At 68.8% G+C, this 23,913-nt stretch carries 25 protein-coding genes; 17 read left to right on the forward strand and 8 right to left on the reverse strand.

Annotation, left to right across the window (positions count from 1 at the left end; all coding sequences use genetic code 11):
- The first annotated feature begins 188 nt into the window (after nt 1-188).
- From bchI to ABL308_03625, 7 genes are all read left to right on the forward strand, one after another.
- Nucleotides 189-1,196, forward strand: a complete 1,008-nt coding sequence (gene bchI, locus ABL308_03595) for a magnesium chelatase ATPase subunit I (GenBank protein ID XBQ16966.1) — start codon at nt 189-191, stop codon at nt 1,194-1,196.
- On the forward strand, nt 1,193-2,953 hold the full coding sequence (locus ABL308_03600; GenBank protein ID XBQ16967.1) for a magnesium chelatase subunit D: 1,761 nt from the start codon (nt 1,193-1,195) through the stop codon (nt 2,951-2,953). Before bchI ends, ABL308_03600 begins: the two co-directional genes overlap by 4 nt.
- A complete protein-coding gene (bchO, locus tag ABL308_03605) occupies nt 2,950-3,852 on the forward strand; it encodes an alpha/beta fold hydrolase BchO (protein ID XBQ16968.1) in 903 nt (300 codons plus the stop codon). Before ABL308_03600 ends, bchO begins: the two co-directional genes overlap by 4 nt.
- Nucleotides 3,853-3,872: 20 nt before the next feature.
- Nucleotides 3,873-5,393, forward strand: a complete 1,521-nt coding sequence (locus ABL308_03610; protein ID XBQ16969.1) for a phytoene desaturase — start codon at nt 3,873-3,875, stop codon at nt 5,391-5,393.
- Complete coding sequence (locus tag ABL308_03615; GenBank protein ID XBQ16970.1) at nt 5,386-6,447, forward strand: phytoene/squalene synthase family protein; 1,062 nt, start codon at nt 5,386-5,388, stop codon at nt 6,445-6,447. Before ABL308_03610 ends, ABL308_03615 begins: the two co-directional genes overlap by 8 nt.
- Nucleotides 6,447-6,602 carry a hypothetical protein gene (locus ABL308_03620; protein ID XBQ16971.1) on the forward strand — a complete coding sequence of 52 codons (156 nt, stop codon included), beginning with the start codon at nt 6,447-6,449 and terminating at the stop codon, nt 6,600-6,602. Before ABL308_03615 ends, ABL308_03620 begins: the two co-directional genes overlap by 1 nt.
- A gap of 120 nt (nt 6,603-6,722) precedes the next feature.
- On the forward strand, nt 6,723-7,193 hold the full coding sequence (locus ABL308_03625; GenBank protein ID XBQ16972.1) for a TspO/MBR family protein: 471 nt from the start codon (nt 6,723-6,725) through the stop codon (nt 7,191-7,193).
- 122 nt (nt 7,194-7,315) lie between these two features.
- Here ABL308_03625 and ABL308_03630 read toward each other — a convergent pair whose 3' ends face one another.
- Nucleotides 7,316-8,128 (reverse strand): hypothetical protein, encoded by an 813-nt coding sequence (locus ABL308_03630; GenBank protein ID XBQ16973.1) that lies wholly within the window; start codon nt 8,126-8,128, stop codon nt 7,316-7,318.
- A gap of 17 nt (nt 8,129-8,145) precedes the next feature.
- The gene (gene crtD, locus ABL308_03635; protein XBQ16974.1) at nt 8,146-9,714 is read right to left on the reverse strand and encodes a 1-hydroxycarotenoid 3,4-desaturase CrtD; all 1,569 of its coding nucleotides are present in this window, start codon (nt 9,712-9,714) and stop codon (nt 8,146-8,148) included.
- An 86-nt stretch (nt 9,715-9,800) separates the two neighbouring features.
- On the opposite strand from crtD, the gene ABL308_03640 reads away from it, so the two are divergent.
- From ABL308_03640 to pufM, 10 genes are all read left to right on the forward strand, one after another.
- The gene (locus tag ABL308_03640) at nt 9,801-10,667 is read left to right on the forward strand and encodes a polyprenyl synthetase family protein (GenBank protein XBQ16975.1); all 867 of its coding nucleotides are present in this window, start codon (nt 9,801-9,803) and stop codon (nt 10,665-10,667) included.
- A 6-nt stretch (nt 10,668-10,673) separates the two neighbouring features.
- A complete protein-coding gene (locus ABL308_03645; GenBank protein ID XBQ16976.1) occupies nt 10,674-11,765 on the forward strand; it encodes a methyltransferase in 1,092 nt (363 codons plus the stop codon).
- Between the two features lie 83 nt (nt 11,766-11,848).
- A complete protein-coding gene (bchC, locus tag ABL308_03650) occupies nt 11,849-12,784 on the forward strand; it encodes a chlorophyll synthesis pathway protein BchC (GenBank protein XBQ16977.1) in 936 nt (311 codons plus the stop codon).
- Nucleotides 12,784-13,788 carry a chlorophyllide a reductase iron protein subunit X gene (locus ABL308_03655; GenBank protein ID XBQ17708.1) on the forward strand — a complete coding sequence of 335 codons (1,005 nt, stop codon included), beginning with the start codon at nt 12,784-12,786 and terminating at the stop codon, nt 13,786-13,788. The genes bchC and ABL308_03655 overlap by 1 nt, the downstream gene beginning before the upstream one ends.
- 13 nt (nt 13,789-13,801) lie before the next feature.
- Nucleotides 13,802-15,457, forward strand: a complete 1,656-nt coding sequence (bchY, locus tag ABL308_03660) for a chlorophyllide a reductase subunit Y (GenBank protein XBQ16978.1) — start codon at nt 13,802-13,804, stop codon at nt 15,455-15,457.
- Nucleotides 15,451-16,905 (forward strand): chlorophyllide a reductase subunit Z, encoded by a 1,455-nt coding sequence (gene bchZ, locus ABL308_03665; protein ID XBQ16979.1) that lies wholly within the window; start codon nt 15,451-15,453, stop codon nt 16,903-16,905. The genes bchY and bchZ overlap by 7 nt, the downstream gene beginning before the upstream one ends.
- Nucleotides 16,906-17,031: 126 nt before the next feature.
- Nucleotides 17,032-17,181, forward strand: a complete 150-nt coding sequence (gene pufB / locus ABL308_03670; GenBank protein ID XBQ16980.1) for a light-harvesting antenna LH1, beta subunit — start codon at nt 17,032-17,034, stop codon at nt 17,179-17,181.
- A 12-nt stretch (nt 17,182-17,193) separates the two neighbouring features.
- Entirely contained in the window at nt 17,194-17,373 is a 180-nt protein-coding gene (gene pufA / locus ABL308_03675; protein XBQ16981.1) for a light-harvesting antenna LH1, alpha subunit, read from the forward strand.
- A 144-nt stretch (nt 17,374-17,517) separates the two neighbouring features.
- Nucleotides 17,518-18,339 carry a photosynthetic reaction center subunit L gene (gene pufL / locus ABL308_03680; protein ID XBQ16982.1) on the forward strand — a complete coding sequence of 274 codons (822 nt, stop codon included), beginning with the start codon at nt 17,518-17,520 and terminating at the stop codon, nt 18,337-18,339.
- Nucleotides 18,340-18,353: 14 nt separating this feature from the next.
- Complete coding sequence (gene pufM, locus ABL308_03685) at nt 18,354-19,280, forward strand: photosynthetic reaction center subunit M (GenBank protein ID XBQ16983.1); 927 nt, start codon at nt 18,354-18,356, stop codon at nt 19,278-19,280.
- A gap of 200 nt (nt 19,281-19,480) precedes the next feature.
- Here pufM and ABL308_03690 read toward each other — a convergent pair whose 3' ends face one another.
- From ABL308_03690 to puhC, 6 genes are all read right to left on the reverse strand, one after another.
- A complete protein-coding gene (locus ABL308_03690) occupies nt 19,481-19,939 on the reverse strand; it encodes an NUDIX domain-containing protein (GenBank protein ID XBQ17709.1) in 459 nt (152 codons plus the stop codon).
- A gap of 89 nt (nt 19,940-20,028) precedes the next feature.
- Entirely contained in the window at nt 20,029-21,249 is a 1,221-nt protein-coding gene (gene hemA, locus ABL308_03695; protein ID XBQ16984.1) for a 5-aminolevulinate synthase, read from the reverse strand.
- Nucleotides 21,250-21,263: 14 nt separating this feature from the next.
- Nucleotides 21,264-22,040: a putative photosynthetic complex assembly protein PuhE gene (gene puhE, locus ABL308_03700; protein XBQ16985.1), complete on the reverse strand. Its 777-nt coding sequence runs from the start codon at nt 22,038-22,040 to the stop codon at nt 21,264-21,266.
- Between the two features lie 10 nt (nt 22,041-22,050).
- Complete coding sequence (gene acsF / locus ABL308_03705; protein XBQ17710.1) at nt 22,051-23,106, reverse strand: magnesium-protoporphyrin IX monomethyl ester (oxidative) cyclase; 1,056 nt, start codon at nt 23,104-23,106, stop codon at nt 22,051-22,053.
- Between the two features lie 26 nt (nt 23,107-23,132).
- Nucleotides 23,133-23,426, reverse strand: coding sequence for a hypothetical protein (locus ABL308_03710; protein XBQ16986.1), 294 nt, complete (start codon nt 23,424-23,426; stop codon nt 23,133-23,135).
- On the reverse strand, nt 23,423-23,899 hold the full coding sequence (gene puhC / locus ABL308_03715; protein ID XBQ16987.1) for a photosynthetic complex assembly protein PuhC: 477 nt from the start codon (nt 23,897-23,899) through the stop codon (nt 23,423-23,425). The genes ABL308_03710 and puhC overlap by 4 nt, the downstream gene beginning before the upstream one ends.
- Nucleotides 23,900-23,913 lie beyond the last annotated feature (14 nt).

The raw sequence follows: 23,913 nt of genomic DNA on the forward strand, positions 1-23,913 counted from the left end.
CAAAAACCCGTACATTTTTTGTGTCATTTAACGCTTACACCCCGAAAGCCGGGCGCGGCGAGGCGTCATACGGTCGCGGCGGGGGTGGAGGTGGCGGGCGCCCCCTGTCTGTCGGAAAGAAATTGTGCGAGTGTCCAATCTGTTGGACAGTTGAGGCTGTCGCAGACTCACGGGGCCGGGCGCGCAGCATGGGCTACACCTTTCCGTTTTCCGCCATCGTCGGACAGGACGAGATGAAGCAGGCGCTGATGCTGGCCTGCGTCGAGCCGCGGATCGGCGGGGTTCTGGTGTTCGGCGACCGGGGCACGGCGAAGTCCACCGCCGTCAGGGCGCTGGCCGGGCTGCTTCCCGAGATCGAGACGTTCGAGTCCTGCCCCTACAACTCCGCGCCCGGCGATCCGCCGCCGGCAGGCGACGCGAAGTCGCGCGGCGCGCAGGTCAGAAAGCCCACCCCGGTGGTCGATCTGCCGCTGGGGGTGACCGAGGACCGGGTGGTCGGTGCGCTCGATATCGAAAAAGCGCTGCGCAAGGGCGAGAAGGCGTTCGAGCCGGGCCTGCTGGCGCGGGCCAATCGTGGCTTTCTCTATATCGACGAGGTCAATCTGCTCGAAGACCACATCGTCGATCTATTGCTCGACGTGGCGGCGACCGGCGAGAACGTGGTCGAGCGCGACGGGCTGAGCGTGCGCCATCCGGCGAAATTCGTCCTGGTCGGCAGCGGCAACCCCGAAGAGGGCGAGCTGCGGCCCCAGCTGCTCGACCGGTTCGGCCTGTCGGTCGAGGTCGAGACGCCGAAAAACATCGACGACCGGGTCGAGGTCGTCCGCCGCCGCGACGCCTTCGAGCGCGATCCCGACGCCTTCTGCGCCCAGTGGAAGGACGCCGAGGCGGAGCTGCGCGACGCCGTCGCGGCCGCGCAGAAGAAGGTCACCACGGTCGACGCGCCTGAAGCGGCGCTGCGGCGCGCCTCTGAGGTTTGCCTCGCGCTCGGCGCGGACGGTCTGCGCGGCGAGCTGACGCTGATCCGCGCCGCCCGCGCCAGGGCCGCGCTCGACGGCGCGGACGCGATCACCGACGATCATTTGCGGGCCGTCGCGCCCGCCGCACTGCGCCACCGGCTGCGCCGCGATCCGCTGGACGAGGCGGGCTCTTCGGTGCGGATCGAACGCGGCCTCACCGAGGCCTTCGCCGCGTGACCGAGACCGCGCATACGCCGCGGGGCTGGGCGCAGGCGCGCCTGGCCGCGGCGCTGCTCGCGATCGATCCGGGGCTCGGGGGCGCGGTGCTGACCGCCCGCGCCGGGCCCGCACGCGACGCCTGGCTCGACTATTTCCGGTCGCTCCTCAACGACGACACGCCCTGGCGGCGCATCCCGGCGTCTGTAAACGACGAGGCGCTTCTAGGCGGGATCGACCTGACCGCCACCCTCAAGGCTGGAAAGCCGGTCCGCCGGGCGGGCCTGCTCGAACAGATCGGCCGTTACGGCGTCGGCGTGCTGGCCATGGCCGAACGCGCAGAGGCGGGCCTGGCCGGCCGGCTCGCCGCCGCGCTGGAAGGCGCAGCGCCGCCGCTGATCGTCGCGCTCGATGAAAGCGCCGACCCCGACGAGGCGCCGCCCGCCGCTCTGGCCGAGCGGCTCGCCCTTCAGATCGACCTCTCGGAGGTTTCTCTCGGCGAACTCGACGCCGCCGGGCCGGGACCGGAGATCGAGGACGTCGCCATGGCGCAGGTGCGCCTGCCCCACATCCTCAACGGCGAGGCCGGGCGCGCCCTGACCGAAACCGCCGCGGCGCTGGGGATCGTCTCGCTGCGCGCGCCGCTGATGGCGCTTCGGGCCGCGCGGGCGGCGGCCGCGCTCGCCGGCCGCGACGAGATCGCCCAGGACGACGCCGCGCTCGCCGCCCGGCTCGTCCTCGCCCCGCGCGCCCGGCAGATCCCCCAGGCGCCCGAGCCGGAAAATCCCGAGAGCGACGAAGATCGCGCGCCTGATGATGAAACCGCCGACTCTCAGGATGAAGCGCCCGATCGGGAGGCTGAATCCGACGAGACTGACGAGGACGCCCTCGCGCCTGACGAACTCACTGAAATCACACTGGAAGCCGCCGCAGCCTCCATCCCCGAAGGCCTGCTTTTGAAGCTTCAGGCCGGCGCCGCGCCCACCCGCTCGGCCGGGGCGGGCCGGGCCGGCGCAGTCCGGAAGGACGGTCTCAGGGGCCGGCCGGCCGGGGTTCGCCGGGGCGATCCGGTCGCGGGACAGCGCCTCGACATCCTCGCCACGCTGCGCGCCGCCGCCCCCTGGGGCAAGGTCCGGCGCACCGGGCTCAAGCGCTTCCTGCCCGGCCAGCCCATCGAGGTCCGGCGCGAGGACTTCCGCATCAAGCGGTTCAAACCAAAGGCGGAAACCGTCACCGTCTTCATCGTCGACGCCTCGGGATCGCTGGCGCTCAATCGTCTGGCCGAAGCCAAGGGCGCGGTCGAACTCATGCTCGCGGAGTCCTATGTGCGCCGCGATCAGGTCGCCCTCATCGCCTTTCGCGGCCCCGGCGCGGAGACGCTTTTACCGCCCACCCGCTCGCTCACCCGCGCCAAGCGCAGCCTCGCCGCCTTGCCCGGCGGCGGCGGAACGCCCCTGGCCGCAGCGATCGAAGCCGCTGAAATGATGGCGCATTCTTCGGCCAGGCAGGGCCGGAGCGTGACCCTGGTCTTCCTCACCGACGGCGCAGCCAACATCGCTCGCGACGGCACGCCGGGGCGGGAAACCGCCCAGGCCGAAGCGGTCGAGGCGGCCCGCCGGCTGCGCGCTTCGGGCTGCTCGGCGCTGGTGGTCGACATGTCCCGCCGCGGCGCGGAAACCGCGAAAACCCTCGCCGGCGAGATGGCCGCCCGCTATGTGCGCCTGCCGGTCGCAGACCCCGGCGCGCTCGCCGATCTGGCGCGGAAGGCCGCAGCGTGAAGACCGCGATGATCCCCGCCGACTGGCCGCACCGGAGCCATAGCGACATCGTCGGCGCAGGCGGGCTGAGCTGGCACGTCCAGCGCTTCGGCGCAGGCCCGCAACTCCTGGCCATACATGGCACGGCGGCCTCGACCCACTCCTTCCGGGACGTCGCGGCGCAGCTGGCCGACCGGTTCGAAATCGTCATGGCCGACCTGCCCGGGCACGGCTTCAGCTCGGCGATGGACGCGCCCGGCCTGCCCCGGGTCGCCGAGGCGCTGGGCGGGCTCTTGCGCGCGCTGAGCGTCGAACCCGCCGTCGTCGCAGGCCACTCCGCCGGCGCGGCGATCGCCCTGCGCATGACGCTGGACCGGATCATCGAGCCGGCCGCCGTCGTCGGGCTGGCCCCGGCGCTCAAACCCTATGGCGGAGCGGCGGACGGGCTGGCGTCCGGCCTTGTGAAGCTCGCCTTCCTCAACCCGGTCGCTCCGCGCCTGTTCGCCCGGCGCGCCGATCCCGACCGGGTGGCGAAGCTGATCGCCAGGACCGGCTCGCGCCTCGACGCCGAGGGCGCAGGGTATTACGCTCGCCTGCTGCAGCGGCCCGATCATGTCGCCGGCGCGCTGCGCCTGATGGCGCACTGGAAGCTGCGCCCGCTTCAGGACGATCTTCCAAGGCTGCAGCCTGAAGCCACGCTGGTGCTGGGCGAAAACGATCACGCCACACCGCCTGGGGACGCCGACACCGCGAGCCGAACGATCCCGGCGCGCCGGGTGGAGACGCTCGCAGGCCTGGGCCATCTCGCCCATGAAGAAGACCCCGCCGCCGCCGCCGCCGCCGTCATCAGGGCCGCCGAACGCAACGGCGTGCTCACCGCCCCGGCGCCGGAACGCCGCAGCGCCAGGAAAGCCGGCTGAGGCCGCGGAAAGGACACGCCATGCTCAAAGCCGTCAACAGCCCAGCGGGCGAAGACAATCGGCCCCATGCGGTGGTCGTCGGCGCCGGCTTCGGCGGGCTCGCCGCAGCGGTGCGGCTGGGCGCGCGCGGCTATCGGGTCACGGTCCTTGAAAAGCTCGACGCGCCGGGCGGCCGGGCCTACGTCTTTCGCGACCAGGGCTATGTGTTCGACGCCGGGCCGACCATTATCACCGCGCCCTTCCTGCTCGAGGAGCTCTGGGCGCTGGCGGGCAGGCGGCTCTCCGACGATGTCGAGCTTCGGGAGATCGACCCGTTCTACGGCATCCGGTTCGACGACGGCTCGGTGTTTCACTGCTCGCGCGACGCGGCGGCCATGCGGGCCGAAGTCGCGAAGTTCGAGCCCGGCGACGTGGCCGGCTATGAGCGCTTCCTTGAGAAGAGCAAGCAGATCTTCGAGATCGGGTTCGAACAGCTCGGCCATGTGCCGTTCAATTCGATCGGCGACATGCTGAAGATCGCGCCGGATCTGCTGCGCTTTTCAGGCCATCGCTCGGTCTACGATCTGGTCTCGCGCTATGTGAAGAACGAAAAGGTGCGCACCGCGCTCAGCTTCCACCCGCTGCTGATCGGGGGCGATCCGTTCGCGGCGAGCTCGATCTACTGCCTGATCTCCTATCTCGAGCGCGAATGGGGCGTGCATTTCGTCATGGGCGGCACCGGCGAGCTGGTGCGCGGCCTGTCGGGCCTCATCACCCATCAGGGCGGGCAGGTGCGGTGCAACGCCGAAGTCGACCAGATCACCGTGCAGGCCGGCCGGGCGACCGGGGTCAGGCTGGCGAGCGGCGAGCACGTGCCCGCCGACATCGTCGTTTCCAACGCCGAGACCGGCCACACCTTCAAGCACCTTCTATCGGGCGCGCCGCGCAAGCGCTGGTCGGACCGCAAGGTGGAGAGCGCGCGCTACTCGATGAGCCTGTTCGTCTGGTATTTCGGCACGAACCGGCGCTACGAGGACGTCGATCACCACACCATCGCGCTGGGCCCGCGCTATCGCGGACTGATCGACGATATTTTCAAGCACAAGACGCTGGCGGAGGATTTCAGCCTCTATCTGCACCGGCCGACCGCGACCGATCCCAGCCTCGCGCCCGACGGCTGCGAGGCGTTCTACGTGCTCTCCCCGGTGCCCAATCTGGAAAGCGGGACGGACTGGGAGGCGCAGGCCGAACCCTACCGTAAGGCTATCGAAAGGCGACTCGAACAGACCCTGCTTCCCGGGCTGAGCGAGGCGTTGACGGTGTCCAGGATCATGACTCCGCTGGATTTTCGCGATCGGTTGAATTCGCTGCATGGCGCCGCGTTCGGCCTCGAACCGGTGCTGACCCAGAGCGCCTGGTTCCGCCCGCACAACAAGTGCGAGGACGTCGAGGGGCTTTATCTCGTCGGCGCCGGAACCCATCCGGGCGCCGGCGTGCCGGGCGTGCTATCGTCCGCGCGCGTGCTCGACGCCGTCGTTCCCGACGCGAGGACCCATGCCTGACCGTTTCGCCAGCCCCGACGATCTCGCCGCCTGCCGGACGGCCATTCGCGGCGGATCGAAGAGCTTCTTCGCCGCCTCGCTGCTCCTGCCCGAAACGGTGCGCGAGAGCGCCTACGCGCTTTACGGCTTCTGCCGGGCGGCCGACGACGCGGTCGACAATGGCGGCGATCCGGATGCGGCCTGCGCGCGGCTGAGTGCACGGCTGGACGCGGTCTATGCCGGCCGGCCCGCGAACAACCCCGTCGACCGCGCCTTCGCCGACGTCGTGCGCGCCCACGACATCCCCAAGGCCCTGCCCGCCGCTCTGATCGAAGGGTTCGCCTGGGATGCGGGCGGGCGGCGTTACGACACGGTGTCGGAGGTTCGCGCCTACGGCGCCCGCGTCGCCGGGTCGGTCGGCGCGATGATGGCTCTGGTGATGGGCGTGCGCAGCCCGGCCGCGCTGGCGCGCGCCTGCGATCTGGGCGTGGCCATGCAGCTCACCAACATCGTCCGCGACGTGGGCGAGGACGCCCGCAACGGCCGGCTCTACCTGCCGCGCGCCTGGATGACCGAGGCGGGGATCGATCCGGACGCCTGGCTCGCCGCGCCCGATTTCGATCACCGTCTGGCCGGCGTGATCAGGTGCCTCGCGGAGGAAGCCGACCGGCTCTACGCCCGCGCCAGACCTGGCGTGGCGCTTCTGCCCCGGCCCTGCCGGCCGGCGATCTACGCCGCGGCCCGGATCTATCGCGAGATCGGGCGGCAGGCCGAGCGCAACGGCTGGGACACGGTCTCGATCCGGGCGAGCACCTCGACCTCGCGCAAGCTCGCGCTCGCCTTCGCCGGGGTCATGGACGCCGCCGCGCCGTCCGGCGACGCGGGCGCGGCGTGCCTTGAAGAGACGCGCTTTCTGGTCGCCGCCGCCCCCACCGACGCGGCTGGCGCGCCCGCCCCGGCCTGGTGGCGCATCGACGAGCACTGGGGCCGGATGATCGCCATCCTGCACGAGCTCGAACGCCGCGAGCGCGCCTCAGACCAACCCGTACCGCTGAGCCGTGAAAGCCGGGGCTGATGCGCCAGTACCTACCGCTTCTTTTCGAGGGCCTGATCGCCGGCGCGGTCGTGCTCTGGGGCGTGTGGGAGCTCTACTCGCTCAGGCGAGACAAGGCGCGCTCGGATAAGGACGCCGAACCGGGCTCGGGCGAAGACGGCGGAAAACCCGACTGAACAGCCCGGCGCGCCGCGCGTTGATGCGGGGTGATTGCACCGGCCTGAGCGCGGCCGCTTCGCCGCGGCCGCTCCGCCGCGCTATCTAACGGCCCCGAACCCGTCTTCGCGAGGAGAGCCATGACCGACGCGCCGCTCTGGACGATCGCGCCCTTTTTGGGGCTGGTCTTCCTCGCCTCGCTCACCGGCGGGGTGTTCCGGCCCGGCGAATGGTACAAACAGCTCGACAAGCCGTCCTGGACGCCGCCGGACTTTCTCTTCCCGATCGCCTGGGGGCTTTTATACGTGCTCATGGCCTACGCCGCCTGGCGGGTCTGGGACATCGCAGGCATCGGGCCGGCGCTGGTGATCTGGGGCGTGCAGCTGGTGCTGAACGCGGGCTGGTCGGCGGTCTTCTTCGGGCTGAAGAAGCCCGGCCTGGCGCTCGCCGAGCTGGTCGCGCTGTGGATCGCGGTGGCGCTCAATATCTGGGCGTTTGCGCAGATCGACACGCTCGCGGCCTGGCTGCTCACGGCCTACATCGCCTGGGTCAGCTTCGCGGGCGTGCTGAACGCCGAGATCGTCCGGCGTGCGAGGACGGCGCCGGCATGAGCAACGACATCATCTTCCTGGTCGAGATGATCCTGGTCTTCGGGCTCGTGCTCGGCTTCGCGGTCTGGGAGCTGGTCAGGCTCAACCGCGACAAGAAAAAGGATAAGGACTGAGGCTCGCCCTCAGCGCGGGCCCCAATAGGCGCGCGGCATGCGGAAGGGCAAAAGCACCTTCACCCAGCTTGATGCAAACCGCCTGAGATCGAGGCTTTCGTGCATGCATTGCCGCGTGCCGCCGGCAAGCTCGGTCTCGATCAGCGAGCGCGAATAGAACGGGGTGTCCTCCAGCGTCTCCACCACGCGCGCCGCGCCGTCCGAGCGCGTCTCCCGCCCGACCCGCCAGCCGGTCGTGGGCAGGGGCGCGGGCGCAGGCGGTTCGAACCGCTTCGCCGTTCCGTCCGCGCCGATCGCCAGCGCCAGCGGATCGCGGCCGCCGTCCTTCCAGACGCTGTCATAAAGGATCGCCGCGCCGTCTTCGGTGTCGCCGCGCGACCAGTTCCAGAAGGTGAACCCCTCCTCCAGCGGCTCGGCCCCCGCGTTCATGTCGACATAGCCGCGTCCCGACCATCTAAGATCGGGCGCGTCGAACGCGACCTCGACATGCGCGCGCGGCCAGACCGGCCGCCAGACATGCCGGCCCGCGCGGTCGATGACGAAGGTCTTGGCCTGTTCGATCTCGGGGCGGATCGTCACCCGGCCGCGCACCGGATAGGGGATGGGCGCGCCGAACTCCTCGATGTCGTAGATCAGCGCGCCGTTCTCGAACCGGACCGAGCTGGGCCCGAAGCTCACGGCGTCAGGCGCGACGCTCATCGCTCCGGCGCGCCGCTCGGTCATCGCCCAGCGCCGCGCGCCGGGCCCGTAAAGGCAGACATTGAGCGCGCAATGGTCGATCGGGGTCTTGCGCCCCGCCCACGCGTAATAAGGCGAGAACACGCTGCCGATCAGGGCGATCAGGACGAGGCTGAAGCGTCCGTCGTCGCTGACCGCGTCGGCGTAGACCCAGCGATACCCGCCGGGCGGAACTGCGGCGTCGAACCCAAATCGGCCAAGATCGAGCGCGCCGCCGTGCGCCCTGAGAGCATCGAGGTCGGCACGCCTGCGCCCGGGTGGGTCCCCCCGCCCGCCAGATAGAGCCCCGGAAGTTTCGAGCGCGCCCCCGGCCGCTGAAAGGCCGCCTTCCAGCCGTGGATCGCCCGCCCGTAGAGCGCGCCCCCCGAGCCCGGAAACAGCGCCGCGAAGCGGTCCGGCGGCGTCGTCTCCACGCTCGTCAGATCGAGTCTCAGCCCGCAGGCGCTCAGCCGGGAAGTCGTTCTGGCCAGCCATGTGTCGGTCTCCTCGGCGCGATAGGCGCGCGTCTCGCCGTCCGCGGGCGCGTTGATGAGAATGAGAAAGCGTTCCTCGCCCTCGGGCAGGGCGCCCGCGCCGCGATCCTGCGCGCAGACATAGATGGTCGGCTCGTCAGCCATGCGGCCCTCGCCGAACAGGGCGTCGAACTCCGCGCGATAGTCGCGGGAGAACACGACATTGTGCCGGTCCGGTGTGAAACCCGATGCTCGGCCGGTCGCCGTCCAGACGATCGCCGACAGCCCGCGCGGGCCGGCGGGCCGGGGCGCGGCGGCGGCCGCCGCCCGCCCCAGCAGGCCGTTTCGCAGCGCGTCGGGGTCGGCGTTCGCCACGACCGCGCGGGCGGTTATCGTCTCGCCGGTGTCGAGCCTCACCCCGCTGGCCCGGCCTGAGGTGACGAGGATTTCCTCGACCCGGACGCCGCTGCGGATCTCGACCCCGAGCGACCGGGCGAGATCGGCCATCGCCCCGGCCAGCCGGCTCATGCCGCCGGCGACGAACCAGACCCCGCGCTGTTCGAGCTCGGCGATCATCATCAGCGTGGCGGGCGCCTCGAACGGCGAGGAGCCGCAATAGGTGGCGTAGCGCCCGAAGAGCTGACGCAGCCGGGCGTCGGGGAAGTAGTCGCCCAAGACGTCCCAGAGCGAAGAGAAGGGCTTCAGCGCGAAAAGGCCTTTGGGGTTTTCAAGCAGGATCCGGCCCACCAGCCCCGGCGGGCTGGGGCGCGATGCAGTGAGGAAGGACCGCTCCAGCGCGTCATAGAGCGCCCGGCCGTTTTTGAGGAAGCGCTGGAAGGCCCGCGCCTGCGCCGCGCCGGAAAACCGGCCCACCTCGTCGATCGTGCGCTCAGAATCGGCGTAAAGATCGAACACGTCCTGATCGTCCCAGGCGTGACGGGCGAGCCGGTCAGCGGGGATGAGCGTGACATGATCGGACAGCGACGCGCCGGCCTCGGCGAACAACGCCTCGAAGCCTTTCGCATAGGTCAGCACGGTGGGCCCGGCGTCGATTTTCGCGCCGCCGACCTCCAGCTCGCGCATCTTTCCGCCCGGGGTTTCCCCGGCGTCCACCACCACGACCGGCTGGCCCCGCGCGGCGAGATCGATCGCTGCGGCGAGCCCGCCCACGCCAGCGCCGATCACCACGGCGGGCCCGGATCGGACGGGCGTCGTCATTGACAGGAAAGGCTCATGTGTCCAGTCTTCATGACACTCAATCTGACAGGCGCGATGGACGCCTGCAAGCTTCGGAGGGTTCGGGCATGGAGGCCGACGCACGGATTGAAGCGGCGCTGAGAGCCGCTGTCGACCGGTCCAGGGCCGCGCCCTGTCCGCCCCGATTTGCTGACGCGCTGGACTATTCGGTGTTTCCCGGCGGGGCGCGCGTACGTCCGCGGCTCTGCCTCGCGGTGGCGCGCGCCTGCGGCGATCCCGATCCGGCCCTTACCGACGCGGCGGCCGCCGCGCTCGAACTGATGCACTGCGCGTCCCTGGTTCATGACGATCTGCCCGCGTTCGACGACGCGGCGACCCGGCGCGGGCGCAAGTCCGTGCACGCCGCCTATGGCGAGCCGCTGGCGATCCTCGCGGGCGACGCGCTGATCGTCATGGCGTTCGAAACCGTGGCGCGCGCCGGCGCGGCCAGCCCGCACCGCCTGCCCGCCCTGATGGGCGTGATCGCCGGCGCGGTCGGCGCGCCGCGCGGCATCGCAGCCGGTCAGGCCTGGGAAAGCGAACCCGCCGCGCCGCTGGAGACCTATCACCGCGCCAAGACCGGCGCGCTCTTCGTGGGCGCGACCATGGCCGGCGCGGTTGCGGCAGGCTCCGATCCCGGTCCCTGGCGCATGCTGGGCGAGAAGATCGGCGAGGCCTATCAGGTCGCCGACGATCTTCTGGACGCGCTGGGCGGGGCTGAAGGCGGCAAGCCGCTGGGCCAGGACGCCGCGCACGGCCGGCCGAGCTGCGTGCGCGAGCTGGGCCCTGAAGGCGCGGTCGCGCGCCTCAAGGCGCTGGTCGGAGAGGCGGCGGAGTCCGTTCCCGAATGCGACGGCGCGGACGCCCTGCGCGAGCTCGTCTGCGCGCAGGCCAAGCGGCTGGTGCCCAAGAATCTGTCCGTCGACGCGGCCTGAGCCCGCATGGGCTGGCGCGCCGCCCTCGGCGATCTCCGCAATCGGCTCGTCGGCGATCCGGGCTTCCGGCGCTGGGCGAAGGGCTTTGCGCCCACTCGCGGCGTGGCGCGCAAGAGCGCGCGCGAGCTGTTCGATCTCACCGCCGGCTTCGTCTACTCCCAGACCCTGCTGGCGTGCGTGCAGACCGATCTGTTCGAGTTCCTGAAGGACGGCCCGCAAAGCCTCGACGCCATCGCCCGGCATGCGGACCTGCCCGGGCCCGGCGCTGAACGCCTCGCCGAAGCGGCCGCCGCGATCGAGCTGCTCGAACGGCGTGGCGACGGACATTACGCGCTCGGCCGGCTCGGCGCGCCTCTGGTCGCCGAGCCCGGCCTTGCTGCGATGATCGCCCATCACCGGCTGCTCTATGAAGATCTCACCGATCCGCTCGCCGTGCTGCGCGGACAGGCCGACGGAAAGCTCGCCGCCTATTGGGGGTACGGGCGCGAGGATCGGCAGGCCGGCGAGACGGGCTCGTATTCCGAGCTCATGGCCGCCACCCTGCCCATGGTCGCCGACGAGGTCTTCGCCGCCGTCGATCCGCGCAAAGCTGAGCGCCTTCTGGATGTCGGCGGGGGCGAAGGCGCCTTCCTCATCGAGGCGGCGCGGCGTGCGCCCGGTCTCGATCTCGCCCTGTTCGACCTGCCCGGCGTGGCCGAGCGGGCGAAGGCGCGGCTGGCTCGCGAGGGGCTCGCGGACCAGGCGCAGGTCCATGCGGGCAGCTTCCTCGACGATTCCCTGCCCGCAGGTGCCGATCTCATCAGCCTTGTGCGAATTATCCACGACCATTCCGACGCGGACGTGATGGCTCTCCTGCGCGCATGCCGGGCCGCGCTCGAACCGGGCGGCACGCTGATCGTGGCCGAGCCGATGTCCGGTGCGTCGGGCGCCGCGCCGATGGGGGAGGCGTATTTCGGCTTTTACCTCATGGCGATGGGACGGGGCCGCCCGCGCACCGCCGAGCGGCTGGCCGGGATGCTCCGTGAAGCCGGCTTCACGTCGGTGCGCCGACACCGCGCCCGCATGCCCCTGATCGCCGGCGTGCTTACGGCTCGATAGTAAATCTGATTTGACTGTTAAGTGTGTCAATGTAAGCTTACAGATCACGTAGCGCCTTTGCGCACGGAGCTGGGGAGGCTGAATTGGACGCGCTCGCCGTCGTTCTTGAAAAGCCCAGACACATCGCTCTCAGCCGACTCGCGATCAGCGAGCCGACCGCCGAGGACGTGGTGGTCGAGGTGGCTTTCAGCGGCGTCAGCACCGGCACCGAACGCCTGCTCTGGTCGGGCGCGATGCCGCCCTTCCCCGGCATGGGCTATCCGCTGGTGCCCGGCTACGAGTCTATCGGCCGGGTGGTTCACGCCGGCCCGGCCTCGGGGCGCAGCGAGGGCGACTGGGTGTTCGTGCCCGGCGCCAATTGCTTCGGCGAGGTGCGCGGCCTGTTCGGCGGCTCCGCCTCGCGGGTGACCCTGCCCGGCGCGCGCGTCACCCCGGTGGATGAAAACCTAGGCGAGCGCGGGGTGCTGCTGGCACTGGCCGCGACCGCCTACCACGCCATGGCGCCGGGTCATCCCGCGCCCGACCTCATCATCGGACACGGCGCGCTGGGCCGGCTTCTGGCGCGCATCGCGATCGCGGCCGGCCATCCCGCCCCGACGGTGTGGGAGATCAACCCCGCCCGGATGGACGGCGCGGACGGCTACGAGGTCGTCCGTCCCGAGGACGATCCGCGGCGCGATTACGGCGCGATCTACGACGTGAGCGGGGACTCCTCCCTGCTCGACACGCTGGTCATGCGGCTGAGCAAGGGCGGGGAGATCGTCCTCGCCGGCTTTTACGCCGGCCGGCTGAGCTTCGACTTCGCCCCGGCCTTCATGAAGGAGGCGCGCCTGCGCACCGCGGCGGAGTTCAATCCCGGCGACGTCGCCGGGGTGAACGCCCTGCTCGCGAGCGGCGCGCTGTCGCTCGACGGGCTGATCACCCACCACAGCGCACCCCATGACGCCGGCGAGGCCTACCACACGGCTTTTTCCGACGCCGGCTGCCTGAAGATGATCTTGGACTGGAGACCCTCATGATGGACGGCGACTTCAAGCCCGGCGGCGGATCGAACCAGGGCGACGCGCTTCGCCATGAAGCCGCGCAAGAGCCCGATCCGGTGCACACCGGTCCGGTGAAAAAAGAGACCCAGATCATCGCCATCTACGGCAAGGGCGGGATCGGCAAGTCCTTCACCCTGTCCAATCTCAGCTACATGATGGCCCAGCAGGGCAAGAAGGTCCTGCTGATCGGCTGCGACCCGAAATCCGACACCACCTCGCTTCTGTTCGGCGGCCGGGCCTGCCCGACCATCATCGAGACCTCTTCGCGCAAGAAGGAAGCCGGCGAGGCCGTCACCATCGGCGATGTCTGCTTCAAGCGCGACGGCGTGTTCGCGATGGAGCTGGGCGGTCCTGAAGTGGGCCGCGGCTGCGGCGGACGCGGCATCATCCACGGCTTCGAGCTTCTGGAGAATCTCGGCTTCCACGAGTGGGATTTCGACTACGTCCTCCTGGACTTCCTGGGCGACGTGGTGTGCGGCGGGTTCGGCCTGCCGATCGCGCGGGACATGTGCCAGAAGGTGATCGTGGTCGGCTCCAACGACCTGCAATCGCTCTACGTGGCCAACAATGTCTGCTCGGCGGTGGAGTATTTCCGGCGCCTGGGCGGCAATGTCGGCGTGGCCGGCATGGTCATCAACAAGGACGACGGCACCGGCGAGGCGCAGGCCTTCGCCGAGAAGGTCGGCATCCCGGTGCTCGCGGCCATCCCGGCCGATGACGACATCCGGAGAAAGTCCGCCAATTACGAGATCATCGGCAAGCCGGACTCCCCCTGGGGCCCGCTCTTCGCCGAGCTGGGACTGAACGTGGCCGAAGCGCCGCCGATCCACCCCACGCCGCTCGATCAGGACGGGCTTCTGGGCCTGTTCGATTCCGAAGAAGCCGAAGGCTTCGGCATGGAGCCCGCCACCGCCGCCGACATGGCCGGCAAGAACCATGTCGAAAAGCCCTCGCTCGAAGTCGTTTACGACGACGTCTGAGGGAGCTTCGCTGATGGCCAAGACGCTCAACCTCATCAACAAGCGCCCCGGCGGCGAGCTGCGCTATGACGGCGCGGCCGAAGCCGAGCTCGACAACACCGGCCCGGCGCCCGCGCCCGATCTGGCCGCCGAGCTGGAAAACCCGGCGGCGGTTCCGCTAGGCGGCGAGCCGGGCAAGGACGACGGGGCGGGCTGCCACGCCGGCGCGGAGAAGATGCGCGCCCAGGCCGAGGCGGCGGGCAACGCCGAGCTGATGGAGCAGTTCGAGAAGGACTATCCCAGAGGCCCGCACGACCAGCCGCAATCGATGTGCCCCGCCTTCGGCTCGCTGCGTGTGGGCCTGAGGATGAAGCGCACCGCGACGATCCTGTCGGGCTCGGCGTGCTGCGTGTACGGGCTGACCTTCACCTCGCACTTCTACGGCGCGCGCCGGACGGTCGGCTACGTGCCGTTCAACTCCGAGACGCTGGTCACCGGCAAGCTGTTCGAGGACATCCGCGACGCGGTCCACGACATCGCCGACCCCGAGAAATACGACGCGGTGGTGATCACCAATCTGTGCGTCCCGACCGCGTCGGGCGTGCCGCTGCGCCTGCTGCCCAAGGAAATCAACGGCGTCCGGATCATCGGCATCGACGTGCCGGGCTTCGGCGTGCCGACCCACGCCGAGGCCAAGGACGTGCTGGCCGGCGCGATGCTGAACTATGCGCGCACCGAGGCCGAGCTCGGCCCGGTCCAGGCGCCCGACCGTCCGCGCGACGACCGGCCCGCCGTGACGCTTCTGGGCGAGATGTTCCCCGCCGATCCGGTAGTGATCGGCCGGCTGCTCGAGCCGATGGGCCTGTCCGCCGGCCCCGTGGTGCCGACCCGGGAATGGCGCGAGCTTTACGCCGCGCTCGAAAGCCCGGTGGTGGGCGCGATCCATCCGTTCTACACGGCGGCGGTTCGCGAGTTCAAAGCCGCCGGCCGCAGAATAGTCGGCTCCGCGCCGGTGGGTCTGGACGGCACCGCCTCCTGGCTCGAAGCGATCGGCGAGGCGGCCAACGTCTCGCGCAAGGATATCGAGGCGGCCAAGCAGGCTGTGCTGCCCGCGATCAAGGGCGCGCTCGCGGCCAAGCCGATCGAGGGCCGGATCACGCTGTCGGGCTACGAAGGCTCGGAGCTTCTGGTCGCCCGGCTGCTGATCGAGAGCGGCGCGGACGTGCGCTATGTGGGCACGGCCTGTCCGAAGACCGAATGGTCGGCGGCCGACCGCGAATGGCTCGAGGCCAGGGGCGTGCAGGTGCAGTTCCGCGCCTCGCTCGAACAGGACCTCGCCGCCTTCGACGAGTTCAAGCCCGACCTCGCCATCGGCACCACGCCGGTGGTCCAGAAGGTCAAGGAATCCGCCGTCCCCTCGCTTTACTTCACCAATCTCATCTCGGCCCGCCCGCTCATGGGTCCGGCCGGCGCCGGCTCGCTCGGGGACGTGGTGAACGCGGCGATGAAGTCGAAGGCCCGCTTCGACGAGATGCGCGACTTCTTCGAAGGCGTCGGGACCGGTCACGCCGCGGGCGTCTGGGAGGAGATCCCCCAGGACGTGCGCACCTTCCGCATGAAAGAGCGCCGCAAGCGGATGACCGCCGAGCAGGCGCGCGAAAAAGCGATCGAGGCGCCGACAGGATGCTAGTGCTCGATCACGATAGAGCCGGCGGCTACTGGGGCTCGGTCTACGTCTTCACGGCGATCAAGGGCCTGCAGGTCGTCATCGACGGACCGGTCGGGTGCGAGAACCTGCCCGTGACCTCGGTGCTGCACTACACCGACGCGCTGCCGCCGCACGAACTGCCGATCGTCGTCACGGGCCTGTCCGAGACCGAAATGGGCGAAGGCACCGAAGAGGCGATGAAGCGCGCCCACGAATCCCTCGATCCCGACCTGCCCGCCGTGGTGGTCACCGGATCGATCGCCGAGATGATCGGCGGCGGGGTGACGCCCGAAGGGCTGAACATCCACCGCTTCCTGCCGCGCACCATCGACGAGGACCAGTGGCAGAGCGCGGATCGCGCGCTTTTGTGGCTGTGGACCGAGTACGGCGCCAAGCACGGCAAGCGGCCCAAGCCCAAGCCGAAGAAGGAAGGCGACAAGCCGCGGGTGAACATCATCGGCCCGGCCTACGGCATGTTCAACACGCCCTCCGACCTCGCCGAGATCCGCCGCCTTGTCGAAGGGATCGGCGCGGAGGTGAACATGGTCTGCCCGCTGGGCAGCCATCTGGCGAACATGCCGCGCCTGGTCGATGCGGACGCGAACATCTGCATGTACCGCGAGTACGGCCGGTTGCTCTGCGAGGCGCTGGACATGCCCTACCTGCAGGCGCCGATCGGGCTGCATTCGACCACGAAATTCCTGCGCGCGCTGGGCGAGACGCTCGGCCTGGACGTCGAGCCTTTCATCGAGCGCGAGAAGCACACCACGATCAAACCGCTCTGGGATCTGTGGCGCTCGGTCACCCAGGACTTCTTCGGCACCGCCAATTTCGGCGTCGTGGCGAACGAGACCTATGCGCGCGGCCTGCGCCATTTCCTCGAAGACGAGATGGGCCTTCCGTGCGCCTTCGCCTACGGCCGCAGCGCCGGCAAGAAGCCCGACAACGAAGCGGTCCGGCGGTCCATTCACGAGACCCCGCCCTTCATCCTGTTCGGCAGCTTCAACGAGCGCATGTATCTCGCCGAGACCGGGGCGCGGAGCATGTACATCCCCGCCTCCTTCCCCGGCGCGGTGATCAGGCGGGCCACCGGCACGCCCTTCATGGGCTATGCGGGCGCGACCTACATCGTTCAGGAAGTCTGCAACGCCCTGTTCGACGCGCTCTTCCACATCCTGCCGCTGGCCACCGACATGGACCGCGCGCCGGCCACGCCCGCCCGGCTCGAGCGCACGCTCGCCTGGGACGCCGACGCTCGCGAGGCGCTGGACGCCCTGGTCGACCGCCAGCCGATCCTCACCCGCATTTCCGCAGCCAAACGCCTGCGCGACGCCGCCGAAGCCCGCGCCAGGGCCGAGGGCGGCTCCCGCGTCTCGCGCGCTCACGTGGGCGCGGCGGAACAATCGCTATTGGAAAGGCAGGGCGTATGACCGCGCCGCACCCTTTCCCACCCTCTTTCCGGGCCGGTCAGGCCGTTCCGGGAAGCGTCGGGGCGCTTCGGCGCTCCGGCTTTCACCCGCCGCGGTCCGCCGCGGCGCTTCATGGAGGAAAGTCTCATGACTGAAAGTAGAGACTCGATGTCCGGCCTGACGGACACCGAGGCGAAGGAATTCCACGGAATCTTCGTCTCGAGTTTCATCGGCTTCACGGTCATCGCCATTATCGCACACGTGCTGGTGTGGTTCTGGCGTCCGTGGCTCGGGTAGGAGGACGAAACTATGTGGAAGATCTGGCTTCTGTTCGATCCGCGTAGGGTGCTGATCGCACTTTTCGCCTTCCTGTTCACCCTGGCGCTTCTGATCCATTTCATCCTGCTCTCTTCGGACAGGTACAACTGGATCGACGGCGCGGCCGGTGGCGGTTCCGCCGCCATCACGATGGAGTCGGCCAACGTCTAGCACGTTGGCCGGCGCTAGGCGCCGCTCTTAACGGGTGGCGAGCCGGACGCCTGCCGGCGTCCGGTCAATCCTGACGGCCGTACAGCGGGGCCGGGCGCGAAAGCGCCCGGCGCCGCCCGGGCGACCGATAACGGAGATAGTGCAATGGCATTATTGAGTTACGAGCGCAAATATCGGGTCCGCGGCGGGACGCTGATCGGTGGAGACTTGTTCGATTTCTGGATCGGGCCGTTTTTCGTCGGCTTCTTCGGCGTCACGACGATCTTCTTTTCCGTCCTCGGCACCGCTCTGATCCTGTTCGCCGCCTCGCTCGGCGACACCTGGAACCCCTGGCTGATCGACATCCAGCCCCCGCCTCTCGAATACGGGCTGGCGCTCGCCCCGATGCGCGAAGGCGGGTTGTGGCAGATCATCACGATCTGCGCGCTCGGTGCGTTCATTTCATGGGCGCTCCGCGAGGTGGAGATCTGCCGAAAGCTGGGGATCGGCTATCACGTGCCGGTCGCCTTCGGCTTCGCGATCCTGGCCTACGCCACCCTGGTGGTGTTCCGGCCGCTTCTGCTCGGCGCCTGGGGGCACGGCTTCCCCTACGGCATCATGAGCCACCTCGATTGGGTCTCGAACGTCGGCTACACGTACGTGAACTTCCACTACAACCCGGCGCACATGATCGCGGTGAGCTTCTTCTTCGTGACGTGCTTCGCGCTCGCCCTGCACGGCGCCCTGGTCCTGTCTGCGACCAATCCGGGCAAGGGCAAGACGGTGAAGACCCCCGATCACGAAGACACCTTCTTCCGTGACATTCTGGGCTATTCGATCGGCCCGCTCGGGATTCACCGGCTGGGTCTGTTCCTGGCGCTGTCGGCGGGCTTCTGGAGCGCGGTCTGCATGATAATCTCCGGCCCGTGGGTCCGCTCCTGGCCCGACTGGTGGAACTGGTGGCGCGAGCTGCCGATCTGGAGCTGAGCGGAGAAACCGATATGACGACTTATCAGAACATCTTCACTCAGGTTCAGGTCAGGGGCCCGGTCGAACCGGGCGTCGATCTGCCCAAGGGCGACGAGGACCGGACCGGCAAGGGCGGCTTCAGCCACCTGATCGGCCGGATCGGCAACGCCCAGATCGGCCCGATCTATCTGGGGTACACCGGCGTGCTCTCGCTGATCTGCGGCTTCATCGCCATCGAGATCATCGGGCTGAACATGCTCGCCTCGGTGAACTGGGATCCGATCGCCTTCATGCGGGAGTTCTTCTGGCTCTCGCTCGATCCGCCGGGACCTGAGTACGGCTTCCAGCCCTTCGTGCCTCTGAACGAGGGCGGATGGTGGATCCTGGCCGGCTTCTTCCTGACCGCCTCGATCATCCTGTGGTGGGTGCGCACCTACCGCCGGGCGATCCAGCTGGGCATGGGCACGCACGTGGCTTGGGCGTTCGCTTCGGCCATCTTCCTGTATCTCGTGCTGGGCTTCATCCGGCCGGGGCTGATGGGCAGCTGGGCCGAGGCGGTGCCGTTCGGCATCTTCCCGCACCTGGACTGGACGAACAATTTCTCGCTGCTTTACGGGAACCTGTTCTACAACCCGTTCCACATGCTCTCCATCGCCTTCCTGTACGGGTCGGCGCTGCTGTTCGCGATGCACGGGGCGACCATCCTGGCGGTGGGCCGTTTCGGCGGCGACCGGGAGATCGAGCAGATCTCCGACCGGGGCACGGCGACCGAACGGGCCGCCCTGTTCTGGCGCTGGACGATGGGCTTCAACGCCACGATGGAATCCATCCACCGCTGGGCCTGGTGGTTCGCGGTGCTGACCACGCTGACCGGCGGGATCGGCATCCTGATCACCGGCACGGTCGTGGACAACTGGTTCCTCTGGGCCAGCGAGAACGGGATCGCGCGGCCGCTCTAAAGCCTTTTCAGCGAAAGCGGGAACCGGTTTCGCGTTTCGAAAAGGCTATAGACCAAAGACCTGGAGCGTTTTGGGCGATCATGATCGACCAAGAACGTTCCAGGCGGTCCCGCACCCCGGCCTCACACGGGCCGAAAAACAAACGGGCGTCCGCTACCCGCGGACGCCCTTTTTCTTTGCGCCGTCATGAACCGCCGGGCCTAGAGCCCCAGCGTGTCCCAGCGATCGAGATAGACTTTCAGCCAGGGCGCGATCGTGCCGGGCGCGGTGCGCGCCTCCTCGATCAGCGCGGCCGGGCTCGCCCAGCGCACTTCCGACACCTCGTCGGGATCGAGATCGAAGCGAAGCGCCGCCCGGTCGGCCGAGGCGCGGAAGATCCGCACCCGCTCATGCTCGACCAGACCGCCGCCGACATCGGCGCGGTAAACCGTCAGGCCGACTTCGGTCAGCGGCAGGTCGATCCCCAGCTCCTCGCGCAGACGCCGGCGCGCGCTGGCCGCAGCGTCCTCGCCCCAGTCGGGATGGGTGCAGCACGCGTTCGCCCACAGCCCGCCGCAATGATACTTCCCCGCCGCCCGGCGCTGGACGAGCATGTCCGGCCCGTCGAAGACAAAGACCGACACCGCGTCGTGCAATAGTCCGCGCCGGTGCGCGTCCATCTTGCCCACGGGAAAGCGCTCACCGTCCTCGCCGATGGCGGGGATGACGCGATCGTCGCCGCGGGAGCCGCCTGAAGCGGCCGCGCCGTCTAGGCGACGTCGAAGTGTCTGTTCAGGGCGCATTCCGACCAGAGTTCCGAAAGGGCTGCGACCAGGCGGTCGATGTCGTCCTCGGTATGCACCGGCGAGGGCGTGATGCGAAGACGTTCCGATCCCTTGGGAACGGTCGGATAGTTGATCGGCTGCACATAGATGCCGTGCCGGGCCATCAGCCAGTCGCTGATGCGCTTGCACTTGACCGGATCGCCGACCATCACCGGCACGATATGGCTGGGATTGTCGAGCGTCGGGATGCCGATCTGAGCCAGGCGCTCGCGCACCAGCCGGACATTGCGCTGCTGACGCATCCGCTCGATCTCAGACACCTTCAAATGACGCACCGCCGCCAGCGCGCCGGCGGCGACCGCAGGCGGCAGGGCGGTGGTGAAGATGAAGCCCGAGGCGAAGGAGCGGATGAAGTCGCACAGCGCGGTGGAGGCGGCGATATACCCGCCCAGCACGCCGTAGGCCTTGCCCAGCGTGCCTTCGATCACCGTCAACCGGTCCATCAGCCCTTCGCGCTCGGCGATGCCGCCGCCGCGCGGGCCGTAAAGCCCCACCGCATGCACCTCGTCGAGATAGGTCATCGCGCCATGTTTCTCAGCGACCTCGCAGATCTCCGCGATCGGGGCGATGTCGCCGTCCATCGAATAGACGGACTCGAACGCGACCAGCTTGGGCCGGTCGGGATCCATCGCGCTAAGACGGCGGTCGAGATCTTCAGGATCGTTATGGGCGAAGACGTGCTTTTCCGCGCGCGAATGGCGGATGCCTTCGATCATCGAGGCGTGATTGAGCGCGTCGGACAGGACGATGCAGCCGGGAATGCGCGCGGCCAGCGTGCCCAGCGCCGCCCAGTTCGACACATAGCCGGAGGTGAACAGAAGCGCCGCCTCCTTGCCGTGAAGGTCGGCGAGCTCGCGCTCGAGCAGGACGTGGTAATGGTTCGTGCCCGAGATGTTGCGCGTGCCGCCCGCCCCTGCGCCGCAGCGGTCGAGGGCCTCGTGCATGGCGCCGAGCACGGACGGGTGCTGGCCCATCCCCAGATAGTCGTTCGAGCACCAGACGGTGACTTCGCTTTTTTCCTCGCCGTCGTATTTCGTGGCGACGGGGAAGGACCCCTTGCGCCGTTCGATGTCGGCGAAGACGCGGTAATTGCCTTCGGCCTTGAGCCCGGCGAGTTCGCCTTTGAAGAACGTTTCGAAGTCCATCGATCCCCCTCCCGTCAAAGATCGGGCGACCGGCGCGGGTCCCGCGCCGGAAGAAGCCAACGCCACAGCGCCGCGTCAGGCAGCGGAAGGGCGAGAAACAGATGCTCGATCGCGCCGAGCGCGGCGAGCGTGCCGAGCAGGCCCAGCGAGGCGGCCGCGAACGCGGTCTCCGCGGTCGCAGCGCCCCAGAGCAGAAGCCCTGCAGCCACGCTGATCGAGATGGTGGTGAGCACGAAGAACAGCCCGGCCGGTCTGGGGCTGAAATAGCTGTGCAGATAGGCCAGCCGGCGCGGCAGGAACTCGTCGGTGAAATGCGGCGCGCCCAGGAACAGATTGAGCTTGGAGCTCAGCCTGAGCACGAACAGAAGCCCGAAGACGTAGAACCCCACCGCGTTCGCCGCGCCCAGGCTCATAAGGCCGAGCACCACGACCGTGGCCGCCAGCGCGATCTCGTGATGGATCAGGGTCGCCGCCGCCTCGCGGAAGCGCGGCCAGCCCGTCGCTTCGGGCCGGCAGGGCGCCCGGTTGGGGCCGGTCACGTATCCGAACAGAAAGCTCATCTCGTGCCAGGCCCAGATCACCAGCGCGGCCAGAGCGCCGCCATAGGCGGCGGCCGGACCCGTCACGTCGCGCAAGCCCCAGACCACGCCGAGCGCGGCGACGGCCAGCACGCTGACCACGATCATGGCCACGGTGCGCGCCAAATCGCTGCGCTCGCCCAGCACGAAGATCGCGCCGGTGGAGGCCCACCAGAGCACCATCATGGCCAGGATCGGCGCGATCAGCTCCATCAGCGGCGCCTCACCAGGCCGGCTGCAGGCGAACGTCCGCCGGAGCCTCGTTCTTCAGCGTGGGCATGAAGTAGAGCCCGGCGAAGATCGCCGCGGCCTGCACCCCGCACACGCCGCGCTTGAGCGCGCCCATGATCCCGCCTTCTTCCTTGGCGGCCCACATGCGGTCCATCACCTTGCGCAAGCTTTCGAGCTTGGTGCGGAACTTCGGATTGTCGATGTCCAGCACGATCGGGAAGACCTGGCGGGTGATCTGATTGCAGATCGAGAACACCTGGTAGTCGTACTCGGTCGGATCGAGGCCCAGCGCCTTGTGGAAGTGCGGCCGGGCGTGGTCGCGCACATACATCGTCGAGTACACGGCGGTGAGGAAGAACTTGATCCACAGCACGTTCAGCCCGGTCAGGAGCTTGGGGTTCGCGCGCATGATCAGCGCGAAGGCCTCGCCGTGCTTGAACTCGTCGTTACACCACTCCTTGAACCACGCGAAGATCGGGTGGAAGCGCTTGTCGGGATGGCGCTCGAGCTGGCGGTAGATCGAGATGTACCGTGCATAGCCGATCTTCTCGGACAGGTAGGTCGCGTAGAAGATGAACTTGGGCTTGAAGAAGGTGTACTTCTTGGTCTTTGTCAGGAAGCCCAGATCCACCCCGATCCCGTAATCCTTCAGGCAGGTGTTGATGAAGCCGGCGTGCCGGCTTTCGTCGCGCGCCATGTACTTGAAGAGCTTGCGGGTGTCGGGGTTCTTCGTGTTCTTCACGATCTCCCCGTAGAGCACGCAGCCGGAGAATTCCGCGGTCAGCGAGCTGACCAGGAAGTCCACGAACTCCTTCTGGAGTTCCTCGGGCAGGCTCGTCAGCGCGTTGTCGAAGGCCTCGGTGCGCTTGAAATGGCCCTTGTTGGGGTCGCTCTCGAGATCCTCGATCAGCTTGTCCCATTCGGCGCGCACCGGCTCGACGTCGAGCGCGTCAAACTCCTCGAAATCGGTGGTGTAGAAGCGCGGAGACAGCATGGTCGTCTCCTGGGCCATGCGCGTGGTCTCGTTCGCCTCGCGCGCCGCCTTCATCGCGGCGGTCTCTTTCACATGGGCGTTCATAGCTTCCTCCCAGCCGAAAAGCTGACTTCGTAGAGTTCGGTGATCTCCAGGCTCGCCAGGAAGCGTGTCCATTGCCGGCCGAGCCAGCCGGCGCGCATCACCGTGGCGGTGCGGGCGTAGGAGGCGCGTTCGCCGAACTCGACCCGGATCGGTTCGCCGTGCACGCGGACCTTGTCGCCGGGAAAGATCGGCACTTCGCCGTCCAGCGCCACATGGGCGTGGAGATGTTCGTTGGTGTGTTCGACCTCGATCGTGCAGGGCACGTCGAAGCGGCGGGGCGCGCGGCTCATGGGGCGGCTCCTTCGGTGCGGGCGGTGGTCACCGCGGCGTGGCGGTCGAGCAGCGCCTCGAAAAGCCCGACATTGTCCGGGCCGAACGCGCCGAGATAGATCTGCACGCCGCTGGCCGGATCGGTCAGCCAGACGTCTCCGCTCTCGTGACGGCTCAGCCGGACCGGGGTTTCCGGACCGTAGCCGCGCATGCGGCGCTGGCGGGCCACCCCGCGCATGACCGAGCGTACGAAGACGCCTTCGTTCTCGCCGTAATCGAGCAGGCGCGCGCCGGTGCCCGCATCCCAGACCGCGACGACGCCGCCGGGCTCGTCGGTGAAGCGCAGCTCGGCGGCCGCGACCGCCGGCGTGCGGGGTTCATAGACGGTCGGGCCGCCGTTGAGCTGCACGATCCCGACCATCGCGATCGTGGCGATCACGATGACGATCAGGCCCTGAACGGCGCGGCGATGGATGACTTCCTGCTTGGTCATGGCGTTCGATCCCG

The organism is Oceanicaulis sp. (assembly GCA_040112665.1).
GTDB lineage: Bacteria > Pseudomonadota > Alphaproteobacteria > Caulobacterales > Maricaulaceae > Oceanicaulis.

Excerpts from the sequence above, each read along its gene's own strand:
- ABL308_03625 (XBQ16972.1), top strand. The coding sequence starts at position 6,723 with ATGACCGACGCGCCGCTCTGGACGATCGCGCCCTTTTTGGGGCTGGTC.
- pufB (XBQ16980.1), top strand. The coding sequence starts at position 17,032 with ATGACTGAAAGTAGAGACTCGATGTCCGGCCTGACGGACACCGAGGCG.
- acsF (XBQ17710.1), bottom strand. The coding sequence starts at position 23,106 with ATGAAGGCGGCGCGCGAGGCGAACGAGACCACGCGCATGGCCCAGGAG.
- ABL308_03640 (XBQ16975.1), top strand. The coding sequence starts at position 9,801 with ATGGAGGCCGACGCACGGATTGAAGCGGCGCTGAGAGCCGCTGTCGAC.
- ABL308_03645 (XBQ16976.1), top strand. The coding sequence starts at position 10,674 with ATGGGCTGGCGCGCCGCCCTCGGCGATCTCCGCAATCGGCTCGTCGGC.
- pufM (XBQ16983.1), top strand. The coding sequence starts at position 18,354 with ATGACGACTTATCAGAACATCTTCACTCAGGTTCAGGTCAGGGGCCCG.
- pufA (XBQ16981.1), top strand. The coding sequence starts at position 17,194 with ATGTGGAAGATCTGGCTTCTGTTCGATCCGCGTAGGGTGCTGATCGCA.
- ABL308_03610 (XBQ16969.1), top strand. The coding sequence starts at position 3,873 with ATGCTCAAAGCCGTCAACAGCCCAGCGGGCGAAGACAATCGGCCCCAT.
- puhE (XBQ16985.1), bottom strand. The coding sequence starts at position 22,040 with ATGGAGCTGATCGCGCCGATCCTGGCCATGATGGTGCTCTGGTGGGCC.
- ABL308_03690 (XBQ17709.1), bottom strand. The coding sequence starts at position 19,939 with ATGGACGCGCACCGGCGCGGACTATTGCACGACGCGGTGTCGGTCTTT.
- ABL308_03620 (XBQ16971.1), top strand. The coding sequence starts at position 6,447 with ATGCGCCAGTACCTACCGCTTCTTTTCGAGGGCCTGATCGCCGGCGCG.
- ABL308_03655 (XBQ17708.1), top strand. The coding sequence starts at position 12,784 with ATGGACGGCGACTTCAAGCCCGGCGGCGGATCGAACCAGGGCGACGCG.
- ABL308_03615 (XBQ16970.1), top strand. The coding sequence starts at position 5,386 with ATGCCTGACCGTTTCGCCAGCCCCGACGATCTCGCCGCCTGCCGGACG.
- ABL308_03710 (XBQ16986.1), bottom strand. The coding sequence starts at position 23,426 with ATGAGCCGCGCGCCCCGCCGCTTCGACGTGCCCTGCACGATCGAGGTC.
- bchZ (XBQ16979.1), top strand. The coding sequence starts at position 15,451 with ATGCTAGTGCTCGATCACGATAGAGCCGGCGGCTACTGGGGCTCGGTC.
- puhC (XBQ16987.1), bottom strand. The coding sequence starts at position 23,899 with ATGACCAAGCAGGAAGTCATCCATCGCCGCGCCGTTCAGGGCCTGATC.
- crtD (XBQ16974.1), bottom strand. The coding sequence starts at position 9,714 with ATGACGACGCCCGTCCGATCCGGGCCCGCCGTGGTGATCGGCGCTGGC.
- bchY (XBQ16978.1), top strand. The coding sequence starts at position 13,802 with ATGGCCAAGACGCTCAACCTCATCAACAAGCGCCCCGGCGGCGAGCTG.
- pufL (XBQ16982.1), top strand. The coding sequence starts at position 17,518 with ATGGCATTATTGAGTTACGAGCGCAAATATCGGGTCCGCGGCGGGACG.
- hemA (XBQ16984.1), bottom strand. The coding sequence starts at position 21,249 with ATGGACTTCGAAACGTTCTTCAAAGGCGAACTCGCCGGGCTCAAGGCC.
- bchI (XBQ16966.1), top strand. The coding sequence starts at position 189 with ATGGGCTACACCTTTCCGTTTTCCGCCATCGTCGGACAGGACGAGATG.